The sequence below is a fragment of the Aeromonas sobria genome, assembly GCF_006243315.1.
GTDB lineage: Bacteria > Pseudomonadota > Gammaproteobacteria > Enterobacterales > Aeromonadaceae > Aeromonas > Aeromonas sobria_A.
On sequence record NZ_NKWE01000061.1, the window covers coordinates 24542 to 47100 of the forward strand.

Sequence of the window (22559 nt, forward strand, 5' to 3'; positions counted from 1 at the left end):
TTACCCCTCCTGCTCGCTGGTTACGGCCTGGGGCTGGCTTAACGATCGATACTGGGAAGGGGTCAGCCCGGTCTTCAACTTGAACACCCGGCAGAAATAGTTCACATCGGTAAAACCGCAGCGATTGGCCACCTCTTCCAGACGAAAGCGATATTTTTTGAGCATGAACTTGGCCCGCTCTAGCCGTACCCAACTGATGTAGTCCGCCAGCCGCATATGCCCCTGCTGGCGGAACAAGCGGGAGAGGTGGCTGGGGGAGAGATTGAAGCGGGCGGCGATGCATTCGCGGCTGATGGGGCGGTGGAAGTTTTCCTGAATGTAGATACAGATGCCGTGAAAGAGATCGGAGCCGCGAGGACGGCCGCTCTCCGACTCCACCAGCAGTTGCCGTGAGTAACTGAGCAGCGCCTGCAGCAGGTAATTATCCATCGGCGCCCTCACCTGCTCCTGCGCCAGGGTATTAAGAGAGAGCAGGATATGATCGAGTGCCCGTCCGGCACCGGCCTGAATACTGTGCTTTTGCACATCGAAGAAACCTGTGTCCCCCTTGTGCTTGCTCACCAGACTGAACCCTATCTGGCGCTTGCCAAACAACAGACTCAGAACAGAGCAGTCGTTGTCCCAGTCAGGCTTGTTCCAGCCGTTGGGGGGGATGTACATCGCCTCACGCTGACCCATCTGTACCGACTGCACATCCCCCTCCGGGGACCAGATCTGGTTGAGATAGTGGCCACTGAACACCAGCTCGAGACGCGGGAAGTTGACCTGATAACTGAAGCAGGGAGGCACCCCTTTGTCAGAGGCAAACAACACCTTCTCAAAGCCCTCCCCTTCACTTAGGAAACCGTCCAACAGTTGGGTAAAGATGATACTCATGAATGATCCTGATCAAGATGCAGAGAGCAACCGATTGCGGTGCGCTGCCCCTGCCATGCTATAGTCCGCGCCAGACTGAAATTCCCAAAAAATCGTTCTGATACAAGGAGCCATCCATGAGCTACCCACCGTTTTTTCTAATGTGCAACCCGATCCAGGATTATGTCTGGGGCAGTCATGACTCTCTGACCACGCTGTTTGGCATCAAAAATCCCGAAGGCAAACCACAAGCTGAACTGTGGATGGGCGCTCACCCCAATGGCTGCTCCGAAGTGACCCTGAGCGGCGAGAAACTGAAGCTTTCCAGCCTGATTGACGCCAACCCCGTTGCCATGTTGGGCGCTGCCACCCAGGCTCGCTTCGGCTCACTCCCCTTCCTGTTCAAGGTGCTCTGCGCCGAGCAAGCGCTCTCTATTCAGGTGCACCCGAGCAAGGCCCAGGCAGAGGCCGGTTTTGCCAAAGAAGAGGCCGCAGGCATCGATATCAAGGCGAGCAACCGCAACTACAAGGATCCGAACCACAAGCCGGAACTGGTCTTTGCCCTCACCCGCTATCAGGCGATGAACGGCTTTCGCGCCATCCCGGCCATCCTGGCCCTGTTCGATCGGATGGCGCTGCCAGCGCTGGCCGACCTGACCACGGCACTGCGCCAGTCACAGGATGAAGCTGGCCTGCAGCACTTCTTCCACCAGTTGCTGATCCTCAGCGGTGAGCGCAAGGATGAGGCGCTGGCTGGCCTGCTGGACTATGCCGCCGCCCATCAGGATGAAGAGACCTTCGCCACCATCAGTAATCTGGCCAACCAGTACCCGGGGGATGTGGGACTCTTCTCACCACTGCTGCTCAACGTGGTGACGCTTGAGCCGGGTCAGGCGATGTTCCTCGATGCCCAGACCCCCCACGCCTACATTCACGGCACCGGCCTCGAGATCATGGCCAACTCCGACAACGTGCTGCGTGCCGGTCTGACCCCCAAATACATGGATGTGCCGGAGCTGCTGGCCTGTACCCGCTGCATCGCCAAGCCGGACGACCAGATCCTGCTCAGCCCGCGCATGGAAGGCACTGTACAGCACTTCGACGTACCGGTACCGGACTTCACCTTCAGCGTCTATGGCGCAGGGGAGCATACCCTCACCACCGGCAATGCCGAGATCCTGTTCGCCATCGATGGGCCCATCACCCTCATTGGCCAGGATGGCGAGCGTCTGACACTGACCATCGGGCAATCTGCTTTTGTGCCCGCCAGCACCGGCGATTATCGCGTGACGGCTGAAGGGCGTTTTGCCCGCGCCAGCAACCGCTGATCCTGCTGAGCCATCGGCTCACCATCGTCTGTTCAGAGGGCCCTTCAGGGCCCTTTTTTCCAGCTCATCTGACCACATGGGTGCAGGTATGGCTCACAAAGTTGGTCATTAAACCCAACGCCAAAGAGTAACACGTTGACTTATAATGATTAATATCAGACTGTCAGTTAACATACCGTTCACTCTCTCAGTCTGTGCTGAAACGCTGATAGCGCCTCCACGGTCACCAAACTCAAATCACTCCCCTTGGGCACATATTGCCACAGCAGACCATGACTGCTCCAATTCTGTCCTCGCCCCCATAAGCAATAAGTGTGGGCAAACCACACCTGCGCTCCAGCGCTGCCGACACCCACTCACGATCTCCTACGGTCTGGAAAACGCCTTCTACGACTGGGCCATAGCCCGGATCGCCAAGGTGGCCGGCAACCATCAATGGCAAACCGCTCAAGGATGGTCTCTTCTTCGAACACAAAGAGTTTGTACCCGGTGGCAACCTCCACTTTGTGATGAGCGATACCCCGCCACAAAAGTAACGAGCCATAGCATTGAAGTGACATTCAGCACACAGCCAGCAAATGTCACTTTGTGATACCCGACGGCCCACGCCAGATGGATTGATAAAATCCAATCAGCGCTGGGCCGTTTTATTTTCCAGTGGGGAACGGCAGCGCAGCAATAAAACTGGTTTTTCTAAAAACCGCCTTAAATCGGCCAATAAACCGCAAAAAATGGCCTGAAAGCTCGTTGCAAGGGTTTTTCCGCCATACCTTGATCGCTGTCACATCCTGCCATGAATTAAACAAAAACAACTATTGAGTCACTACTCAACACTTTGCGAGCTGGATCACACCGGCAGCACGATGCAACAAAAATCCAGTTATTGCTACATTCATCGCCTGTCCAACCCTACCTGTGAGGGCAATAATGAGCCCAATTCGCAACGCATGACTTAGCCCTGACGGGAAAGGAGAGTGAGATGTTACCCACCATGACCAACGGCAGACTCATCTGCCTGGAGTTGAAGGCCACCAGCAAGGAGGCCCTGTTCGACGAGATGGCACAGATGCTGGCGCGCGATGGCGCCGTGTCTGATCAACAGCAGTTCGTCAAAGATGTCTGGGCCCGCGAGCAGCTGGACTGCACCGGCTTTGAGCAAGGTGTCGCCCTGCCCCATGCCAAGAGCAAGGCCGTCAGCCGCCCTGCCATTGCCATCGGTGTCAGCCGCCAAGGTATCGAGTACGGCGCCGAAGATGGCAAGCCGACCCAGCTGATCTTCATGATCGCCTCCCCGGATGGCGGCGCCAACCACCACATCGAAGTGCTGGCCGAGCTCTCTACCCGTCTGCTGGAACCCGGTTTTATCGAGCAGATGAAAGCGGCCACCACCGTTGAGCAAGCGCTGACCCTGCTCAAACAAGGCCCGAAAGTGGCAAAGCCTGCCCCTGCCGCCAAACCGGCTGCCACTGCACCGGTTGAACCCCAAGAGCGCACCTTCAAGGATCGCCTCAATACCATGAAGCAGCACCTGCTGTTTGGTACCTCCCACATGATCCCCTTCATCGTGGCGGGCGGTGTACTGCTTTCCTTGTCGGTGATGATGAGCGGCAAGGGCGCCGTGCCGGAAGCGGGCTTCCTCAAAGACATGGCTACCATGGGTATCGCCGGTCTGACTCTGTTTACCGCCGTGCTGGGTGGCTATATCGCCTACTCGCTGGCTGACAAACCGGGCCTGGCCCCGGGCATGATCGGATCCTGGATTGCCGTTCAGCACTATCAAACCGGTTTCCTCGGCGCCATTCTGGTGGGCTTTATCGCCGGTTTTGTGGTCAATCAGCTCAAGCGGATCAAGTTGCCTGACTCCATGACTTCGCTCGGTTCCATCTTCATCTATCCACTGGTCGGCACCTTCCTGGTGTGTGGCATCGTGATGTGGGGGATCGGTGCCCCGATCGCCGCCATGATGGAAGGGATGAACCACTGGCTCTCCAGCATGGCGGGCTCAGGTAAAGTGATGCTGGGTGCCATTCTGGGTGGTATGACTGCCTTCGATATGGGCGGCCCGGTCAACAAGGTTGCTACCCTGTTTGCCCAGACTCAGGTCAACACCCAGCCCTGGCTGATGGGCGGTGTCGGTATCGCCATCTGTGTGCCGCCGCTGGGCATGGCACTGGCCACCTTCATGTCTCCGAAGCGTTACAAGAAAGAAGAGCGTGAATCCGGTAAAGCGGCCGCCATCATGGGCATGATCGGTATCAGTGAAGGTGCCATCCCGTTCGCCGCTGCTGACCCCATGCGTGTTATCCCGGCCATCGTCGCTGGTGGTATCGTCGGCAACATCACCGGTTTCATGATGCACAGTATCAACCACGCCCCTTGGGGTGGCTGGATTGTACTGCCGGTGGTAGAAGGCAAGATGGGTTACATCCTGGGTACCGTACTCGGCGCCCTGACCACCGCCGTTATCGTCAACCTGCTGAAGAAGCCGGTGAGCGAAGAAGATGACGTGACCACCACCCAAACCAGCTTCGAAATCATCGAAGCCGAAGGTGAAGCAGACGTACTGGCCATCACCGCCTGCCCGTCCGGTGTGGCCCACACCTTCCTGGCCGCCAAGAGCCTGCAGAAGGCCGCAGCCAAGCAGGGGATCAAGATCAAGGTCGAGACCCAGGGCGCCAACGGCATCATCAACCGCATCACCGCCAAGGATGTCGCCAACGCTCGCTACGTTATCTTCGCTCACGATGTGGCGATCAAATACCGCGAACGCTTCACCGATATCGAAGTCATCGATGTGAAGACCAAAGAGGCGATTCACAATCCGGAAGGTCTGCTGGCCCGTACCCTGGGCAACAAGGCAAACGCCGCCTGATAGCAGTCAGACTCCACCGATCACAAGGGGCCCATCACGGGCCCCTTTTCATTGCCTGCCGCGCAACCGCATATCATCCCACCGACCAAACTACTGATTTAAAACATATTAACCAGTCACATCACGGATCTTGGCGAGCCGTCACAGAACGGTAACGTGTAAAAAAACAGCAATTGAAGCGCTGGTCAGATCTCATGTCAAATGGCTCCGCCTACTAAACTGGAGCATCACAAAAATGATAAAAATCAATAAATTGGTTCTGGCTGTTACCCTCACCCTCACTGCCACCCCCTTGCTGGCCGCCCACTGGGCGTGCGGCGAGCACGTGCGCTTCGGCCTCCCCTCCGAATCGGATCAGAAGCTCTGCCGTGAAGGGTATGCGGTCGGCTACAACTACGACTACAAGGTGGCGGACTGGGTCTCCTACCGAATGACTGCCCAGAGCGCACAGGGCACAGTGCCACGCAAGGATGCCTTCGCCGAGGACAGGGAGATCCCGGTTGCCTACCGCGCCACCCTCTCCGACTACAAGGGTTCGGGTTATGACCGTGGCCATCAGGCCCCGGCGGGGGACATGAAATCGAACAAGAACACCATGAAAGAGAGCTTCCTGCTGAGCAACATGACGCCGCAGATCGGGGTACTCAACCAGAAGGCGTGGCGCGTACTGGAAGACAAGGTGAACAAGTGGGCGGTCTCCCGCAAGGATGTGCAGGTGATCACCGGCCCCATTTTTACCGGCTCTGAAGAGTCCATCGGTCAGGGTGTGGCAATCCCGAGCGCCTACTACAAGATCGTGATGGACCCGGCCAAACTGCAGGCCATCGCCTTTATCATGCCGCAGGAAGAGGTGCCCATCAGCCAGATCGCCGACTACCGGGTCTCGGTGCGTCAGGTGGAAGAGCAGACCCAGCTCAACTTCTTCAGCGATATGCCCGAAGAGCAGCAAGAGACGCTGGAAGCCCGCGTCTCCCCGATGTGGAACTGAGCGCGAACACTCGCCAACAGATGGATTGAGACGCCATCTGTCTTGCATCGCAACAGAGGGAGGGGGAGTCACGCTCCCCCTGTCCCTTTCAGATGGCTGCTGACCCTTTGCGGCCATTTTTGCGGCCACAGGTGTGGCATCACCCGACGACCCGCCCCGACTCACAGTTTGCCGCGCCGTTAGCTGGTATATTGCCCCCTCTTTGGCACTAACAGACTGAATTGACGCACTTTTGCCTTATCCCATCGGCCCGCAAGCCGGTACATCACGGCGCGATTCAGCCCGACAGAGGAATCCTTCGATGAAACAGACCCTTCTTGCCCTGACCCTCGGTGGCCTGCTGGCGCTCTCTCCCCTCGCCCTGCAGGCGGCCGAGAGCTCGATGCAGATGGAGCGCGATCTCAATACCCTGGTCAGCAAACGCCAGACGGTGGATATGCTGCTCGGCGACGCGCTGCAGATCTACAAGTCGCCAGCCAAGATCTCCCACGCCGGTTTTACCGCCAAGATGCCGAGCAATATGGAGCTGGTGACCGAGCGGCTGCTGGCCGCCTACCAGCTCGAGCCCTACCGCACCGACCTGCTGATCTCGGCGGCCAACGCCCAGATCTACAACGGCAACCTGAGCCGCGCCATCACCTTGCTGGAGCAGGCACAAGCCGTCGCCCCCGATGATCTCGACATCAACAGCTATCTCGCCATCTGGCAACTGGTGAAGGGCAACAAGGAGGCCTCCCGCAGCTATCTGGCGAAAGTGGCGGATCGCAACAGCGGCCGCGCCGCCGATCTGGAGGAGATCATCGCCCGGGTGCAGCGGATCACCGCCGCCCCGCTGCAGACCGAACTGACCGGGGATCAGCTCAAAGCCACCAAGGAGGGCAAGCGCGCCATCGTCACTCTGGGCTACGCCCTCAATCCCGACGGCAGCATGGACAAGATCCTGCTGGGCCGTCTGCAAACCACGCTGGCACTGGCCAAGGCTGACCCGGAGGCGCTGCTCATCCTGACTGGCGGCGTGCCGCAGAACCGTCAGACCGAGGGCAAGCTGATGGCAGACTGGCTGGCCAACCACGGCATCGACCGCAGCCGGCTGATTGAAGAGAACTACGCCACCAGCACGGTGGATAACGCCCTCTACAGCGCCTATGCCCTCGCCCGCCACCAAATTGACTATGCGGTGCTGGTGAGCTCTGCCAGCCATGTACGCCGGGGCCAGACGGTGCTGGAAGTAGCCTGCGACCAGATTGGTCCGGCCAACATCAAGGTGGCGAGCGTCAGCTACCCCGACAAGCCCCTCGAGGAGCTGGCCACCCCGAGCGAAAGCGAGCTGCTCGGCATCTACCGCGACGCCCTGCGCACCTACGGCATGTGGAGCTACCGCTCCGCCCCGCTGCTGGAGCGTTGATCGACCATCAAAATGCAAAAGAGAGGGAGGCATGATGCCTCCCTCTCTTTTTATTGGCCCGGCCGCTCCCCTTAACTGACCATAAAGCCCTGCGAGGGGGCTGCTTTGGGATCGTCGCCGAAGCGGTTTGGCCCCTGCTGGCCGTTGCAAACCATAAAGTAGATGAGCACCATGGTGCCGATAATAGGGATGAGCCCGAGCAGCAGCCACCAAGCGCTGCGGTCGGTGTCGTGCAGGCGACGGGCCGCCACCGCCAACGATGGCAGCAGCACCGCCAGCGAATAGATCGAGCTGATCAGCTCCTTGTCGCCGCCAATCAGCTTGTCCACCATGCCGAGCAGCAGCATGACGATGACGTTGCACAGCACGAACATCCAGTATTCGGTGCGGCGAGCCCGCCCGTTGAATACCGCATATTGCTTGAGGACCGAGATATACCAGTTCATTGCGCCTCCAGAGTGGCTATCACGCCAGTGAGTAAAAAAGAGAGTCGATAAAACAAGTAGTTAAGATCTTAGCGCGATCACTCCCCCGAGTCGACAGGGATGCCCGAACGCCTCCCAAACTAATCAGCTTCGGCAATCATTGACCGACCCAAGCCGGAAGATCTGCGCCCCTGCAACAGGGCAAATCATCCCCATCAGCGCATCACTCTCGTCACAAGCAGGAAAATGGTGCTTAATAATCCATTAGCAATCGTATGGACTCAGCGTGAGGATAACGGTAGATTCTGCGCCCAATCCTGAACAGGATCTGTGTCTCCCTCCCATAATGAATCCACTTATTCATTACTTCTCCTAACACAGGGATTGCCATGAGTATTACACGCAGAGATTTTCTCAATGGCGTTGCCATCACCATTGCGGCAGGCATCGCCCCCATCAATCTGCTCAAGGCTGCCGAAGGTGGCAGCGCGCTGGCGGATAAAACCCTGGCCTACCCGCCCGCCCTGACCGGCCTGCGTGGCAACCACCCGGGCTCTTTCGAACCGGCCCACAGCATCGCCCGTGACGGCAAGCAGTATGATTTCGCCAATATTCCCCTCGAGGGAGAGGTTGATCTGGTGATCGTCGGCGCCGGGATCAGCGGTCTGGCCGCTGCCTGCTTCTATCAGCAATTGCTCGGCGCGGATAAAAAGATCCTGCTGCTCGACAACCACGACGACTTTGGCGGCCACGCCAAGCGCAACGAGTTCACCACCCCCGACGGCCTGCGACTGGGTTATGGCGGCAGCGAATCCCTGCAATCGCCGCGCTCGGTCTACAGCCCGGTGGCGCTCGGCCTGCTCAAGGCGTTGGAAGTCAACATCGACGAGCTGGCCAAAGGGTTCCAGCAGACCTTCTATCCGGATCTGGGGCTCAGCCGCGGCGTCTATTTCGACGAGAAGCACTTTGGCGTCAACAAGGTAGTGAACGGCGATCCGGGCCACAACGTGGCGGACGACATCCCCCGCGATCGGCTGAACGGCCGCCCGCTGGCAGAGTTTATCGGTGACTTCCCCCTCGATGATGCCGACAAGGCCGCCCTGCTGGCGTTGCACGAAGCGAAGATCGACTACCTGAGCGGCATGACCCGCGAGCAGCAGGACGAGTGGGTGACCCGCAACAGCTACACCAGCTTCCTGCGCGATAAAGTGGGCCTCAGCGAGCGGGCGATCACCTACTTCCAGCAGCGCACCAACGACTTTCAGGCAGTCGGCATCGACGCCACCGCCTGCGCCGATGCGCGTCTGTGCGCCTTGCCGGGTTTCGATGGCCTCAATCTGACGCCCCTCGATGCCGAGGAGCAGGCGGAGCTGGACGACCCCTACATCTTCCACTTCCCGGATGGCAACGCCGGTCTCACCCGCCTGATGGTGCGCAAGCTGATCCCGCAAGTGGCGCCGGGTCACACCATGCAGGATGTGGTGCTGGCCAAGTTTGACTACAGCAAGCTCGATCTGCCTGAGCACAAGGTACAGCTGCGCCTTGGCAGCACGGCGCTGCAGGCCAAAAACGTGCGCCTCGCCGATGGCAAGCTGGCGGTGGATGTCACCTACATCAAGGAGGGGAAACTGCATCGGGTACGGGCCAAGCAGTCCGTCATGGCGGGCTACAACATGATGATCCCCTACATGGTGCCCGAGATGCCGGAGCCCCAGAAGGAGGCGCTGCGCCAGAATGCCAAGGCGCCACTGGTCTACACCAAGGTGGTGATCAAGAACTGGCAAGCCTTCGTCAAGCTGGGGGTGCACGAGGTCTACTCCCCCGCAGCCCCCTACAGCCGGGTCAAGCTCGACTATCCGGTCAACCTGGGTGGCTACGAGCATCCCAAGAGCCCGGATCAACCGATGTGCCTGCACATGGTCTATGTGCCGACCCTGCCGGGCAGCGGCCTCTCGGCCCGCGAGCAGTCCCGCAAGGGGCGCGCCATGATCCTCGGCATGCCGTTCGAGCAGCACGAGCAGATGATCCGCGAACAGCTGCAGGGGATGCTGGGCAGCGCCGGTTTCAACCATGAGCAGGATATCCTCGCCATCACGGTCAACCGCTGGTCTCACGGCTACTCCTATGTCACCAATACCCTGTTTGATGACGAAGCGCAGTGCGAAAAATGGATTGAACTGGGTCGCCAGCCAATCGGCAACATCACCATCGCCAACTCGGATGCAGGCTGGAGCCCCTACGCCCACGCCGCCATCGACGAAGCGTGGCGCGCCGTCAACGAGCTGGTGGCCATCCGCAAGGGAGGTGCCCAATGAGCCGCGCCCTGTCACTGACGGCCAGCGCCCTGCTGCTGGCTCTGCCCGCCCTGGCCGCTCACGCAGCCCCCGCCATGTCGGCGGGTGAATACGTGGCCAAGCTCGGCGATTGCGCCGCCTGTCACACCAGCGAGACCAGCAAGCCGCTGGCGGGCGGCAAAGGGTTTCCGACCCCCATCGGCACCGTGTTTGCCACCAACATCACCCCCGACAAGACCCATGGCATCGGCAACTACAGCCTGCCGGAGTTCATCAAGGTTATGCGCGAAGGGGTGGCTCGCGATGGCCATCAGCTCTATCCGGCCATGCCCTACACCGCCTACGCCAAGATGAGCGATAAGGATCTCGAAGATCTCTATCACCATCTGATGAAGGAGGTGCAGCCGCTGGCCATCGCCAACCAGGAGAGCGACATCCCCTGGCCGCTCAACATGCGCTGGCCGCTGATGGGCTGGAACTGGCTCTACCACGATGACAGCCGCTTCACCCCGATGGCAGGCAAGAGCGAAGAGTGGAACCGCGGCGCCTATCTGGTGCAGGGTGCCGGTCACTGCGGCAGCTGCCACACCCCGCGCGGGCTTGGCATGCAGGAGAAAGCGCTGACCGAGGCGGATCCCGTCTACCTGAGCGGTGCCGCCCTCGATGGCTGGTATGCCCCCGATATTCGCGGCAGCCGTTACAGCAAGCAGGCGCTGATCGACCTGCTGAAAACCGGCCGCAGCCAACATGAAGCGGTCGCGGGCCCCATGGGGGAAGTGATCACTCACAGCAGCCAGTATTTCAGCGACGCCGATCTGGCCAGCATCGCCACCTACCTCACCGATCTGAAAGATGAGCCGGTCGCGGAGAAAGGGGCCCGCGCCTATGCCAGTGCCAGCGGCAAGGCGGACTACGCCATGTACTGCTCCACCTGTCACGGGGTCAACGGCCAGGGCAATGACCACGTCATCCCCTCGCTGGTGAACAACCGCACCGTGCTGGCGGGCGATCCGTCGAGCCTGATCAACGTGCTGCTGCACGGTGCCGAAACCCCGGTCACCCGTGGCCATCTTGGCTACCATATGCCGGGCTATGGCTGGACCATGGATGACGAGCGGCTCGCCGAGCTGGTCAACACCCTGCGCGCCTCCTGGGGCAATGAAGGCACCGCCGTCAAGGCGGCGGTTGTCAAGGCCCAGCGCGAGCTGCACGGCAAGGAGTAAGGGCTGTCAGCTCTCTCTTGGCCAAGTGCCATAAAAAACGGGCCTCCACTGGAGGCCCGTTTGCTATTGATGAACCTTGCTCTGGTACTTATCCCTTGCGGGATTTGGGACTCGGCAGCGGCGCCGCCGGCTGGCGGTAATCGCCATAGGGGAAGATATTGCGAAAACGCTGAGCCACCGGCTCGGGGATGGAGCGGGAGAAGATCAGCTTTACACCATCGCCATCGCGCTGCCCCACAATGCGACCGCGTACCGTATCGTGGCGCAGGATCTGCTTGGCATGCTCAATAAAAGCGGGTGACACCTTGCCCTGCTTGACCACCACCTTGCCGGGGGCAAGGCGGATCTCGAACAGGGCGCCACGTCCCAGCTTCATCAACCACCAGATCAGCGCAATCGCCACTATCAAGGAAATCCAGGCCATCTCCATCCCTCCCAAGGTCTTGATATCAAGCAGTATAAGCGGCGGTGCGCCCCGATTGTTTGGCGCCGATCACAGCCCCCGCGTCAGCGCGATACAAGGTCACCCTCAGCAATCCTTGCCCCATGCCACTAACGTATCGCGATAGAGCGCCAGCAGCGCCTGATCCCGCACCGCCACCCCGACCTGCTGGGCACGATAGTCGGCCCAACCATCGTGGGGGTGGGACTTGCCATCGAATTTTTGCAGAGTATGGCCGATGGCAGGCCCCTCGTTGATGACCCGCACCGGCCCCTCGCGCAGGGTAAAGAGGGCCGGATCGATCACATAAGCGATGGCGGAGGGATCGTGCACATGGCAGCCATCCAGACCGATGCGCTCCGAGTAAAAACGCAGGTAGAAACGACTGACATCCCACAGGAAGCGGCCCGGCTCCCCCGCCTTATCCTTGAGATCATCCAGATAGGCGCTGCTGAAGAAGCTCTGCTGGGTCACATCCAGCCCGATGATCACCACCGGCCAGTCGGCGGTAAAGACCCGGTCGGCGGCGTCGGGATCATCGTGAATATTGGCCTCGGCATAGGGGGTGACATTGCCGCGATGGCCGTTGACGCCAAAGGCGCCCCCCATCACCACTACCTGTTTTACCAGCGAAACAATCTCGGGCGCCTGTTGCAGCGCCAGCGCCAGATTGGTGAGCGGGCCGATAGTGACTATGGTGATCTCTCCCGGCGCGGCTTTCACAGCCTCGACCATGTATTGCCAGGCGGGGCGGGGATCCGGCGCGATAGTGACCTCACCCGCCTCTATGTCGCCAAAGCCGCTCGGGCCGTGGACTATGGTGGTGGGGCCGACCGGTTCGCGCAGCAACGGCGCAGCCGCTCCCTTGGCCACATCCGCCTTCATGCCATATTTCTGCTTGAGCCAGAGGGCGTTGTGGGTGCCATTGTCGATGGTGGCGTTGCCAAAAACGGTGGTGATGGCGAGCAGCTCGATAGCGGGGTGGGCCTCGGCAAACAGGATGGCCATGGCATCGTCGATACCCGGGTCGGTATCGAGAATAATTTTATGGGTCATGAGAAATTCCTACGGTGACAAACCCTGCGACAAAGGGGAGAGTCTACCCGGCTGACGGCCTCGTATCCCGGCATGGGATCACAGACCGGGCCTTTGCTCCCGGCTGCGAGGGGGCTCTGGCGACAATCAGCACAAAAAACGGCGCGGCCCTGTTGCCAGCGCCGCGCCATAGGATTGTTCGTTATCTGCTATCTGGCACGGCTCTGCCTGACTGCGCCCTCAGTGCTTGCGATGCCAGCGCGGTGAGGTCGCCTTCTCCCCCCAGGGGGTAACGCAGGGCAGCAGCGCTCCTTCAATTACCACCTCGCTGCCCGCCAGCGCCTCGGCGATCTTCTGGTGCAGCACCCGCAGCACCTTGCCCTCGTGCTCGGCCAGAGAGTGACCGGCAGCAAAAAACTCCGGCTGATATTGCAGTGCCAGCTTCTGGGCAAATTCATAGGTGTTGAAGCAATCCGGCATCCGCTCAACCACATCGTCAAGCCGGGTCAACAAGCTGTTCAGTTCCCTGGTCATCATGATCTCTCCTTGTCGGTTAATAACCAAAACCTACCCCTTATTGGATAAGTCACCAATGAGCAAACCACAAAAATGTGGTGGGGCACACAGTTCTCCCTTGCGTCCTCCTCGCGGTGAGCGGGAAACAGCTTGCCAGCTTTACATTCTTGCAACAAAGCGCTAAATTCAGACCGACTAATCAGTCGGTTACTTTTCATGCGGAGAACGACATGGGTGCGGCGCAGCGTCAACACAATCCAGAGGATATCCTCGCCATCAAATTATCCTTACCGGACCATCTGGCTCGGCTAAAGCGGGCGAGTCTGGCCCACCCCATGCCGACACTGGCCGAGCGAAAAGCACAACTGAACAAGCTCAAACAGGCGCTGCTCGCCAACAAGGGGCCGCTGTGCAAGGCCCTGGCCGAGGACTATGGCCAGCGCAGTGAATACGACAGCCTGATCGCCGATGTACTGCCCTGCATCATGCAGATCAACTACACCCAAAAACGGCTCAAGCGCTGGATGCAGCCTCACCGCCGTCATGCGGGTCTGCTGCTGGCCCCCGCCAAAGTAGAAGTACACTTCCAGCCGCTGGGGGTGGTCGGCATCATAGTGCCGTGGAATTTCCCGGTGATGCTGAGCCTCGGCCCCCTTATCACCGCCATCGCGGCGGGCAACCGGGCGATGCTGAAGCTCTCCGAGTTCACGCCCCACACCAACACCGTATTGCGAAGCCTGCTCACCAGCGTGTTTGACGAACACGAAATCGCCATCATCGAGGGGGATGCCCAGATGGCGGCCGCGTTCAGTTCGCTCCCGTTCGATCATCTGCTCTTTACCGGCTCCACCATGGTGGGCAAGCTGGTGATGGCGGCCGCCGCGCCCCAGCTGACCCCGCTCACCCTGGAGTTAGGTGGCAAGAGCCCCTGTCTCATCGCCCCCGACATGCCGGTGGCCACCGCGGTCGAGCGAATGATCTTCGGCAAGAGCCTTAACGCCGGGCAGATCTGCGTCGCACCCGACTATGTGCTGCTGCCCCGCAGCGAGGTAGATAACTTTATCGCCGCCTATCGCAGCCACTTCAGCAAGCTCTACCCGCAAGGGCTCGCCAGTACCGACTACGGCGCCATCATCAACGACCGTCAGTATCAGCGCCTCGTCAGCTGGCTGGAGGAGGCGGAGCAGGCAGGGGCCCAGATCCACCCCTGTGCCAGCCCGGCCCGTGACGATCAGCGCCGCCTGCTGATCCCGCACCTGCTCACTGGAGTACCCGAGCGCTGCCAGGTGATGCAGCAGGAGATCTTCGGCCCGCTGTTGCCGCTCATTCCCTACGACACCCTCGAAGAGGCGCTCACTTATGTGACCGAGCGGCCCCGCCCGCTGGCGCTCTATCTGATGAGTTTCGACTCCGAGCTGCAGGCACAGGTAACCCGGGAGACCCACTCCGGCGGCATGGCGATCAACGAAAGTCTGTTTCAGGTGGCTGCCGATGATGTGCCGTTTGGCGGTATCGGCGCCTCCGGCATGGGCCACTACCACGGCCACGAGGGGTTTCTCACCTTCTCCAAGGCGAAAACCGTGCTGACCCGGGGCAAGTTCACCACCGGCTCGCTGATCCACCCGCCCTACAAAGGCTGGATCCAGAAGCTGATGATGGCCTTTTTCCTGCGCTGATGGAGAACCATGCCATGAGTCAGCCCGCACAGCAGAAACCGCTGTCACCGCCGATGACCGACAAGCGTCGCCAGATCCTCGATGCCGCCCTCGCCCTCTGTGCCGAAGATGGCCTGCAGGGGGCGGCCACGGCCCGGATCGCCAAGGCGGCTGGGGTCGCCAATGGCACCCTGTTCCATCACTTCCCCAGCAAAGAGGCACTGATCCTCCAGCTCTATCAGGATGTGAAAACCCGGATGGGGGCCGCCATCCATGAAGCAGATCCGGCCCTGCCGCTGTACGACCAGACCCGCCACTATTGGCAACTGGCGATGGGGTGGATGCAGGCCCACCCCAACGAGCTCAAATTTGTGTTGGGTTTCTTTCACTCCCCGCTGCTGGCCAGACCGGCTCGCAGCCAGATCTTGCACGAGGCTTTGCGTTTCCTGCCCGCCCTGCTGGCAAAGGGGCAGGCCAGCGGCGAGCTGATGAACGCCCCCGCACCACTACTGCTGGAAGTGTGTCAGGGGCAATTTCTTGCCTGTGCCTCACTGTTTGTCGATCAACCCCACCTTGGGCAGGATGCCTACTGGCAAGCCAGTGCGTTCGCCCTGTTCTGGTCAGCCATCTCAGGAGCCAATCCCTATGCAAACAAGGATGTTTGAATCTGCGGCCGCCCTTGGCCGCCGCCTCTGGATCACCACCCTGCTGTGGGTGGTGGGTCGCACCCTCTGCCGCGCCGCCCGCACCGACGAGGCGGTACGACGGGAGCTGGCGCCGCTGCAAGACGGGCAGGCAATCCGCCTTGAAGTCTGCGGTATCCCTTACGCCATGAATATGCACAAGCAGGGTGGCCGCTGGTATCCCGGTGCACCGGTCACCCCCCATGCCACCCTCCATCCGCTGCGGGTGTGCTTCAAGCATCCCAATATCGCTTTTCGCACCCTCAGTTTTCGGCTCGGGGTCAATCAGGCATTCAGTGAAAACCGGCTGCTGGTGGAGGGGGACTTAACCGTCGCCATGCATCTGGTGCGGGGGCTGGAACAGTTGCAAGCGCTGATCCTGCCCGCCTTTATCGCGCGCACTTTGCTGCGTGACTATCCCGCCCCGACCAACAAACTCGGTCGGGCATGCAACATCTATCTGGGTCTGGTGACCGGCTAACGCGCAAGGAGCCTTTAAATGAGCCGCTACTACGATTTTTTCTGCCCGGTCAAACTGTTGGCCGGTGAACAGGCGCTGGAGCAGTTGGCCAGTGAACTGGCCGGCCTCGGGGCACGCCGCCCGCTGCTGCTGACCGACAAGGGGGTCAATGCCACAGGTCTTGCTACTCTGCTAGCCAATGTGCTGGCCGAGGGGGAGCTGCCGGTCGCCGCCATCTGGGACGAGATCCCGGCCGACTCCTCCACCGCCGTGGTGGAGCGGATCGCCAAGCGCTACCGCGAGCTTGCCTGCGACAGCCTGGTGGCACTGGGGGGCGGCTCGGTCATCGACACCGCCAAAGCGGTCAATATTCTGGCATCCATGGGGGGCGAGCATCTGCTCGACTACTCGGGCGCAGGCTGCCTGACTCATGCTCTCAAGCCGCTGGCAGTGGTGCCCACCACGGCGGGCACCGGATCAGAAGTGACATTGGTTGCCGTGATCAAGGATGAAGCGAGCGGCCGCAAGGTGCCCTTTACCTCCCCCTTCCTGCTACCCCAGCTGGCGGTGCTCGACCCGCGCCTGACTCAGGGGCTGCCGCTCAATATCACCGCCGCTACCGCCATGGATGCCATGACCCACGCCATCGAGGCCTTTCTCGGCACCGCCAAGAACCCGGTGAGCGATGCACTGGCCCTGATGGCGGTGGAGAAGATCGCGAATGCCCTGCCGCAAATTCTCACCGATCCGCAGAACAAACAGCTGCGGCTGCAGCTGGCGGAAGGGTCCACCCTGGCCGGCATGGCCTTCTCCAACTCCATGGTGGGGCTGGTGCACGCCCTCGGCCACAGTCTGGGGGCCCGCTGCCATCTGCCCCACGGGCTGTGCATGAACCTCTTTCTGCCCACCGTGCTCGACTATAACCGCCCCGAGGTGGATAACGAGTTGGCCCGGCTGCTGTTGCCGCTGGTGGGAGCGGAACGCTTTGCTGCCACCCCGGCCCACCAGCGAGCGGAGGCGACCATCACAGCCATCCGCACCCTGCGCGATACCTTGTGGCAAGCGGTCAAGCTGCCGCGCACCATGAGCGAAGCGGGGGTGAGCGATCGCTCGCTGCTGGGGGAGATCCGCGATCTGGCGATCAACGACGGCGCCATGTTGTTCAATCGCAAAGATGCCGACCGTGAGCAGTTACTTACCCTACTGGAGCGGGCCTGGGCCTGATCCCGGCACTTAACCTGTGCCCGGCTGTCAGTCGGGCACTTTCAATCAGCATCGCGATAGCAACCCTCCCGCAAACCGGATAAACCAATGCCAAACCGGATGATATTGGCCACGGGCTCTCATTATCTGTTCTATACCTTGGCTAACCGTTATCTTGTGCCAACAGACTTATCTTCATGCCAGAGGTGCCCACCATGAGCGAGATCATTCATCAGGCCAACCAGCAGCAGTTCATCTGTATGATGGAGGGGAAAGAGTCGAGACTGCGCTACCGGCGGCTCGATGCCAAGACCATCGACGCCTACAGCACCTTCGTGCCGCCCGAGTTGCGGGTGCAGGGGATTGCCGATCAGCTGGCGCGCGCCTTCTTCAACTGGACTCAGGCGGAGGGGCTCACTATAGTGCCGAGCTGCCGTTACATTGATGTCTGGTTACGCCGCAATGCCAACAACTGAACCTCTAAACACCGCCCTAGAACAGCAATTCCAAGCCAAAACCGAAGCCCTGCTGCGGGCCGATCCGCAGCGGATGGCCTGCCTGCAAGCCGCCACCGAGCTCAATCTGCCAGACTGGGCGCTGGGTGCCGGCTTTATCCGCAACCTCATCTGGGATCACCTGCACCACAAGGCGGTGCCCACCCCGCTCAACGATATCGACCTTATCTATCTCGATAACAGCGACCCGAAAGGGCTTGCCGAGGTAGAGCATGAAGCCTGGCTGGTAAAACGGCTGCCGGGTCAGCAGTGGGAGGTGCGCAATCAGGCCCGCATGCACACGCGGCAGCTTGTCGCGCCGTTTGCCAGCAGTCTGGAGGCGCTGAGCCACTGGGTCGAAGTGCCCACCTGCATCGGCGTGCGCCTGAGCCAAGATGGCGAGTTCGAGTGGCTCGCCCCCTACGGCTTTGCCATCAACTGGTCGCTGCAAGTCAGTGCCAACCCCAGATGTCGCCAGGACAAACAGATTTTCACCCAGCGCATCAAGGAGAAACGCTGGCAGACTATCTGGCCTGACCTTCAGGTAAACTGGCCATAACCTGATTGCAATCTTTCGATAACCTTGGGCACACTAGGGGAAAAGCTGGTTGTAACTCAATGGGTTAAATAATGCGCGACTTCTTCTCTCTCGAACGCTGGCTACCGGGCCTCGCTGCCCTGCTGCAATACCAGCGCGCCTGGTTGATGCCAGACCTTCGCGCCGGACTCTCGGTGGCGGCCGTGGCGCTGCCCGTTGCCATAGCCTACGCCGAGCTTGCTGGGGTGGGGGCCATCGTCGGTCTCTACTCCTGCATCCTGCCCATGCTGGTCTACGCCCTGTTTGGCACCTCCCGCCAGCTGATTGTCGGCCCCGATGCTGCCACCTGCGCGGTCATTGCCGCTGTGGTGACGCCGCTAGCTGCCGGTGACCCGACCCGCCACTGGCAACTGGTGATGACCATGACCGCCATGACCGGCTTCTGGTGCCTGATTGCCAGCCGCTTCAAGCTGGGGGTGCTGGCGGACTTCCTCTCCCGCCCGATCCTGATGGGGCTGCTCAACGGGGTAGCCATCACCATCATGGTGGGCCAGCTCTCCAAGATCTTCGGCTTCACCTTTAGCGAGCGTTACCTCATCGAGCGGATCGCCAGCGGCGCCAGCTATATCACCCAGACCCATCTGCCGACCCTGGCCATGAGTCTGGTGGCCCTGCTCACCCTGCTGCTGGCCAAGCGCTACAAACCGGCATGGCCCTCCTCCATGGTGGCCATGGTGGTGACCGCTACGCTGGTGTGGGGGTTCAATCTCGGCCAGTTTGATATCGCCACCCTGGGGGCGGTCGGTTCCGGCCTGCCCGCGTTCCAGATGCCGGAATTTCCTCCCGGCCTGATGCGGGAACTGGTGCTGCCAGCCCTTAACCTCGCCATGGTGAGCTTCGTCTCCATGATGCTGACCGCCCGCAGCTTTGCCGCCAAAAACGGTTACGAGATAGATGCGGACAAGGAGTTTCGGGCCCTCGGCATGGCCAACCTCGCCTCCGCCATCTCCCAGGGCTTTGCCATCAGCGGGGCGGATTCGCGCACTGCGGTCAACGACGCCAACGGCGGCAAGAGCCAGCTGGTCTCCATCATAGCCGCAGCGGTGATCGCCCTCATCACCTTCTATCTGACGGCGCCGCTCAAATATATTCCCACCGCCGCCCTCGGGGTGGTGCTGGTGATGGCGTCCCTGTCGCTCACCGATTTTCGCGGCCTCTGGGCCCTGCGCCACTCGGATCGCTCCGCCTTCTGGCTGGCGCTAATCACCTTTATCAGCGTGCTCACCATGGGGGTGATCCCGGGGATCACCCTTGCGGTATTGCTGGGGCTGTTCCAGTTCCTGCGCAATGTGATGCGCCCTACCGATCAGCTGCTCGGCATGGATGACGAGGGAGTTGTGCGCACTCTGGGGGACAACGAACAGGCCAAGGCGATCCCGGGCATTCTGGTCTATCGCTTCAACTCGCCGCTGACCTACTTCAACGCCCCCTACTTCAAGCGGCGGGTACTGGCCCTGCTGGTGCAGGATCCCCGCAATCCCAAGTGTCTGGTGATCGATGCGGTGGCCTGCTTCACCCATCAGGACATCAGCGTGATGAGCATGGTGGGGGAGCTGCACAAGGATCTGAAACGGCGTGGCATCCACATGGTGATGGCGGGCCGCCACGGCCAGATGACCCACTGGCTCAAACAGGCGGGCGTGCGGGTGGGCGACGAGGGGATTATCCTCTGCCCCGATATGTATCAGGCGCTGCGCCTGACCCGCTGCTATCGCGAGCCGGTGTTCAAGGATGATGCAGTAGTGGAGAGCACCACAGATGCTATCCGCGCAAATTGGCCACAGGATGATGCCCTGCCCGACTCGGCGCGCCTCACCCTGCCAAGCGAACAGGAGGCAGGCGCAACTCCTGCCTGATCCCCTGGCCGGGCAATCCTGCACAAGGATTGCACCGGCCTCGGCCTTGGTGTTAAATGCGCCCCCAGAGGGCACTTCCCCGTGCCCGTACAGCTGTTGGACACGCCATGCAATCTCAATCCCACGCAGGCCCGGGCACGCTCTTTGCGCTGACCTGGCCGCTCTTTATCGATCTCGCCCTGCACTTTCTGACCGGCGCCCTCAACACCTTCATGGTGGGTCACGTCTCCTATCAGGGGGTAGCCGCGCTGGCGGTCGGCAATCAGGTGTTCGATCTCGCCATCACCCTGTTCAGTTTCGTCAGCATAGGTACTAGCGTGGTGATCACCCAGTATCTGGGGGCGGGCGATCGGGAGAAGAGCCGGGTGGTGATCCACACCGCCATCGGGTTCAACCTGCTGATCGGTCTGGTAGCCGCCATCGGCGTGATGGCGGGGGCCAGTACCATGCTGGCGCTGATGAACCTGCCCGCCCACCTGATGAGCGACGCCACGCTTTACTTACAGATCATCGGTCTCTGCCTGTTGCCTGAAGCGGCAGCCCTCTGTCTGGCCGCGACCCTGCGCGCCCACGGCCACACCCGGCAGGCGATGTATGTGACGCTCATCGTCAACCTCATCACCTTCGTCGGCAACCTGCTGCTGCTCTACGGCTGGTTCGGCCTGCCCCAGCTCGGAGTCGCTGGCGTTGCCATCAGCACGGTCGCTGGCCGACTGGTGGGCGTGGTACTGCTGGTATGGCTGGTGGCCCGCAAGACCGGCATTCGACTGGTAGTACGTGATATCGTCCACCCCAACCGGGAGATGCTGGGCAAGGTGCTCCATATCGGCCTGCCGGCGGCGGGGGAGAACCTCTCCTGGATGCTGCAGTTCATGGTGGTGACCGCCTTTGTCGGACTGCTGGGTGACAAGGCGCTGGCGACCCAGTCCTACTTCTTCCAGATCTGCCTGTTTATCCTGCTGTTTGGCCTCTCCATCGGCCTTGGCAACGAGATCATCATCGGCCATCTGGCGGGGGCCCGGCGTTTCGAACAGGCCTACAAACAGCTGATGAAGAGCCTGAAGCTGGGCCTCATCGTCACCACAGTGATCGCCATCGCGGCAGCGCTCAACGGCCGCACCATCATCAGTCTGTTTACCGATGATGCGGACATCATCACCCAGGTGGCGCAGCTGTTTCTCATCAGCCTCATCCTCGAACCCGGACGCACCTTCAATCTGGTGGTGATCAACGCCCTGCGGGCCACCGGGGATGCCCGTTTCCCCCTCTACATGGCGTTGCTCTCCATGTGGGGAATTGCCGTGCCACTCTCCTATTTCCTCGGTATCATGCAGGGCTATGGACTGGTCGGTATCTGGCTGGCGCTGGCCTGCGACGAGTGGGTGCGCGGTCTGGCCATGTTCTGGCGCTGGCGCAGTCGTCGCTGGCAAAACAAAATTCTTGTTGAAACAAAAGCGGAATCACAATGAAGAAGATAGGACTCTTGCTGGCTGCCATCCTGCTCAGCCCCCTGGCCATGGCGCAAACGGCCCCTGCCGCACCCAAGGCTCAAGCCACCCAGACCTGGTATGTGGCCCCCATCACCATCGATGAAACCAGCGACGCCCAGAAGGCGCTGACCAAGGACTTCATGGCCCAGATGATCAAGACCATCAAGATCAACGAGTACCAGACCGGCAAGGCGGTGGGCAACACCAAGAAGCCCAAGTGGCTGATCCGCACCAAGCTGATGCCCGCCAGCAACGAGCCGCTGGTCGGCAAGAAGCACCCACAGGGTCTCACCTACGGCAAGGGCAACCCGGCCCAGGAGATCGTCGGCGAGCTGCTGATGAACGGCACCCTTGTGGCCCACATCGGTCAGGGCTGGCGTGAGCCTATCGTCCCGGGCACCCCGGTGGCCGACAAGCTGACCATCGCCAACTATCGCTACGCCATCGGGGATCAGGCCAAGTCGGCAGATCTGGAAGAGCTGGCCGCCCAGATTGGCTTTGAAGCGGGCAAGGTGATCCACCGCGATGGCAAGCCGCTGCCCGAGAAGAAAAAGAAAAAAGAGCAGGCGGACGAAGAGAAAGAGTAACGTCGCCAGCACCCAGACAAAGGGCCATAGGGCTGACTCTTATACAGAAATCCCCAAGCATTGCTCGGGGATTTTTTTACTTTGTCCCCCTTGCGTGATCTGAACCTGTCATCGCCCCATCCAGGTTCTAACATGCCCCTCACTCAACCG

At 60.6% G+C, this 22559-nt stretch carries 20 protein-coding genes and 1 pseudogene; 15 read left to right on the forward strand and 6 right to left on the reverse strand.

The annotated features are described in order from the left end of the window. Complete coding sequence (locus CF137_RS18955; RefSeq protein WP_068977217.1) at nucleotides 1-876, reverse strand: AraC family transcriptional regulator; 876 nt, start codon at nucleotides 874-876, stop codon at nucleotides 1-3. Between the two features lie 116 nt (nucleotides 877-992). On the opposite strand from CF137_RS18955, the gene manA reads away from it, so the two are divergent. After that, entirely contained in the window at nucleotides 993-2183 is a 1191-nt protein-coding gene (gene manA, locus CF137_RS18960) for a mannose-6-phosphate isomerase, class I (RefSeq protein WP_139720946.1), read from the forward strand. Nucleotides 2184-2371: 188 nt separating this feature from the next. Here manA and CF137_RS18965 read toward each other — a convergent pair. After that, a pseudogene (locus CF137_RS18965) lies at nucleotides 2372-2518 on the reverse strand (IS30 family transposase); the annotation flags it as partial. 644 nt (nucleotides 2519-3162) lie between these two features. Here CF137_RS18965 and CF137_RS18975 point away from each other — a divergent pair. The 3 genes from CF137_RS18975 to CF137_RS18985 all read left to right on the forward strand — a co-directional run bounded on the left by CF137_RS18975 (nucleotide 3163) and on the right by CF137_RS18985 (nucleotide 7448). Next, complete coding sequence (locus CF137_RS18975) at nucleotides 3163-5055, forward strand: PTS fructose transporter subunit EIIC (protein ID WP_139720949.1); 1893 nt, start codon at nucleotides 3163-3165, stop codon at nucleotides 5053-5055. A gap of 235 nt (nucleotides 5056-5290) precedes the next feature. Further along, a complete protein-coding gene (locus CF137_RS18980) occupies nucleotides 5291-6043 on the forward strand; it encodes a DNA/RNA non-specific endonuclease (RefSeq protein WP_139720951.1) in 753 nt (250 codons plus the stop codon). Between the two features lie 301 nt (nucleotides 6044-6344). Next, on the forward strand, nucleotides 6345-7448 hold the full coding sequence (locus CF137_RS18985) for a YdcF family protein (RefSeq protein ID WP_139720953.1): 1104 nt from the start codon (nucleotides 6345-6347) through the stop codon (nucleotides 7446-7448). 71 nt (nucleotides 7449-7519) lie between these two features. Here the strand turns inward: CF137_RS18985 and CF137_RS18990 are convergent, their stop codons facing one another. After that, nucleotides 7520-7894 carry a DUF805 domain-containing protein gene (locus tag CF137_RS18990; RefSeq protein ID WP_139720955.1) on the reverse strand — a complete coding sequence of 125 codons (375 nt, stop codon included), beginning with the start codon at nucleotides 7892-7894 and terminating at the stop codon, nucleotides 7520-7522. A gap of 368 nt (nucleotides 7895-8262) precedes the next feature. Here CF137_RS18990 and CF137_RS18995 point away from each other — a divergent pair, with 368 nt between their 5' ends. Continuing rightward, the gene (locus CF137_RS18995) at nucleotides 8263-10188 is read left to right on the forward strand and encodes an NAD(P)-binding protein (protein ID WP_139720958.1); all 1926 of its coding nucleotides are present in this window, start codon (nucleotides 8263-8265) and stop codon (nucleotides 10186-10188) included. Next, nucleotides 10185-11390, forward strand: a complete 1206-nt coding sequence (locus CF137_RS19000) for a c-type cytochrome (protein ID WP_139720961.1) — start codon at nucleotides 10185-10187, stop codon at nucleotides 11388-11390. Before CF137_RS18995 ends, CF137_RS19000 begins: the two co-directional genes overlap by 4 nt. A gap of 88 nt (nucleotides 11391-11478) precedes the next feature. Here the strand turns inward: CF137_RS19000 and CF137_RS19005 are convergent, their stop codons facing one another. The 3 genes from CF137_RS19005 to CF137_RS19015 all read right to left on the reverse strand — a co-directional run bounded on the left by CF137_RS19005 (nucleotide 11479) and on the right by CF137_RS19015 (nucleotide 13401). Further along, a complete protein-coding gene (locus CF137_RS19005; RefSeq protein ID WP_162515986.1) occupies nucleotides 11479-11814 on the reverse strand; it encodes a DUF3634 family protein in 336 nt (111 codons plus the stop codon). Nucleotides 11815-11919: 105 nt separating this feature from the next. After that, nucleotides 11920-12888: a nucleoside hydrolase gene (locus CF137_RS19010; RefSeq protein ID WP_101321530.1), complete on the reverse strand. Its 969-nt coding sequence runs from the start codon at nucleotides 12886-12888 to the stop codon at nucleotides 11920-11922. A 219-nt stretch (nucleotides 12889-13107) separates the two neighbouring features. Then, nucleotides 13108-13401 (reverse strand): hypothetical protein, encoded by a 294-nt coding sequence (locus CF137_RS19015; RefSeq protein WP_042021387.1) that lies wholly within the window; start codon nucleotides 13399-13401, stop codon nucleotides 13108-13110. Between the two features lie 212 nt (nucleotides 13402-13613). Here CF137_RS19015 and CF137_RS19020 point away from each other — a divergent pair, with 212 nt between their 5' ends. The 9 genes from CF137_RS19020 (at nucleotide 13614) to CF137_RS19060 (ending at nucleotide 22409) form a co-directional block, all read left to right on the forward strand. Further along, nucleotides 13614-15059: a coniferyl aldehyde dehydrogenase gene (locus CF137_RS19020; protein WP_139720963.1), complete on the forward strand. Its 1446-nt coding sequence runs from the start codon at nucleotides 13614-13616 to the stop codon at nucleotides 15057-15059. 14 nt (nucleotides 15060-15073) lie between these two features. Next, nucleotides 15074-15703 carry a TetR/AcrR family transcriptional regulator gene (locus tag CF137_RS19025; protein WP_414731114.1) on the forward strand — a complete coding sequence of 210 codons (630 nt, stop codon included), beginning with the start codon at nucleotides 15074-15076 and terminating at the stop codon, nucleotides 15701-15703. After that, nucleotides 15684-16202: a hypothetical protein gene (locus CF137_RS19030; protein ID WP_139720965.1), complete on the forward strand. Its 519-nt coding sequence runs from the start codon at nucleotides 15684-15686 to the stop codon at nucleotides 16200-16202. The genes CF137_RS19025 and CF137_RS19030 overlap by 20 nt, the downstream gene beginning before the upstream one ends. An 18-nt stretch (nucleotides 16203-16220) precedes the next feature. Next, nucleotides 16221-17405: an iron-containing alcohol dehydrogenase gene (locus CF137_RS19035; protein ID WP_139720967.1), complete on the forward strand. Its 1185-nt coding sequence runs from the start codon at nucleotides 16221-16223 to the stop codon at nucleotides 17403-17405. Nucleotides 17406-17599: 194 nt separating this feature from the next. Then, nucleotides 17600-17860, forward strand: a complete 261-nt coding sequence (locus CF137_RS19040) for a GNAT family N-acetyltransferase (protein ID WP_139720969.1) — start codon at nucleotides 17600-17602, stop codon at nucleotides 17858-17860. Further along, nucleotides 17847-18437, forward strand: a complete 591-nt coding sequence (locus CF137_RS19045) for a nucleotidyltransferase family protein (protein ID WP_139720971.1) — start codon at nucleotides 17847-17849, stop codon at nucleotides 18435-18437. Before CF137_RS19040 ends, CF137_RS19045 begins: the two co-directional genes overlap by 14 nt. Before the next feature lie 71 nt (nucleotides 18438-18508). After that, the gene (locus tag CF137_RS19050; protein ID WP_139720973.1) at nucleotides 18509-20332 is read left to right on the forward strand and encodes a SulP family inorganic anion transporter; all 1824 of its coding nucleotides are present in this window, start codon (nucleotides 18509-18511) and stop codon (nucleotides 20330-20332) included. A gap of 107 nt (nucleotides 20333-20439) precedes the next feature. Further along, entirely contained in the window at nucleotides 20440-21801 is a 1362-nt protein-coding gene (locus tag CF137_RS19055; protein ID WP_101321540.1) for an MATE family efflux transporter, read from the forward strand. Then, a complete protein-coding gene (locus CF137_RS19060) occupies nucleotides 21798-22409 on the forward strand; it encodes a hypothetical protein (protein ID WP_139720977.1) in 612 nt (203 codons plus the stop codon). The genes CF137_RS19055 and CF137_RS19060 overlap by 4 nt, the downstream gene beginning before the upstream one ends. The last annotated feature ends 150 nt before the right edge of the window (nucleotides 22410-22559 follow it).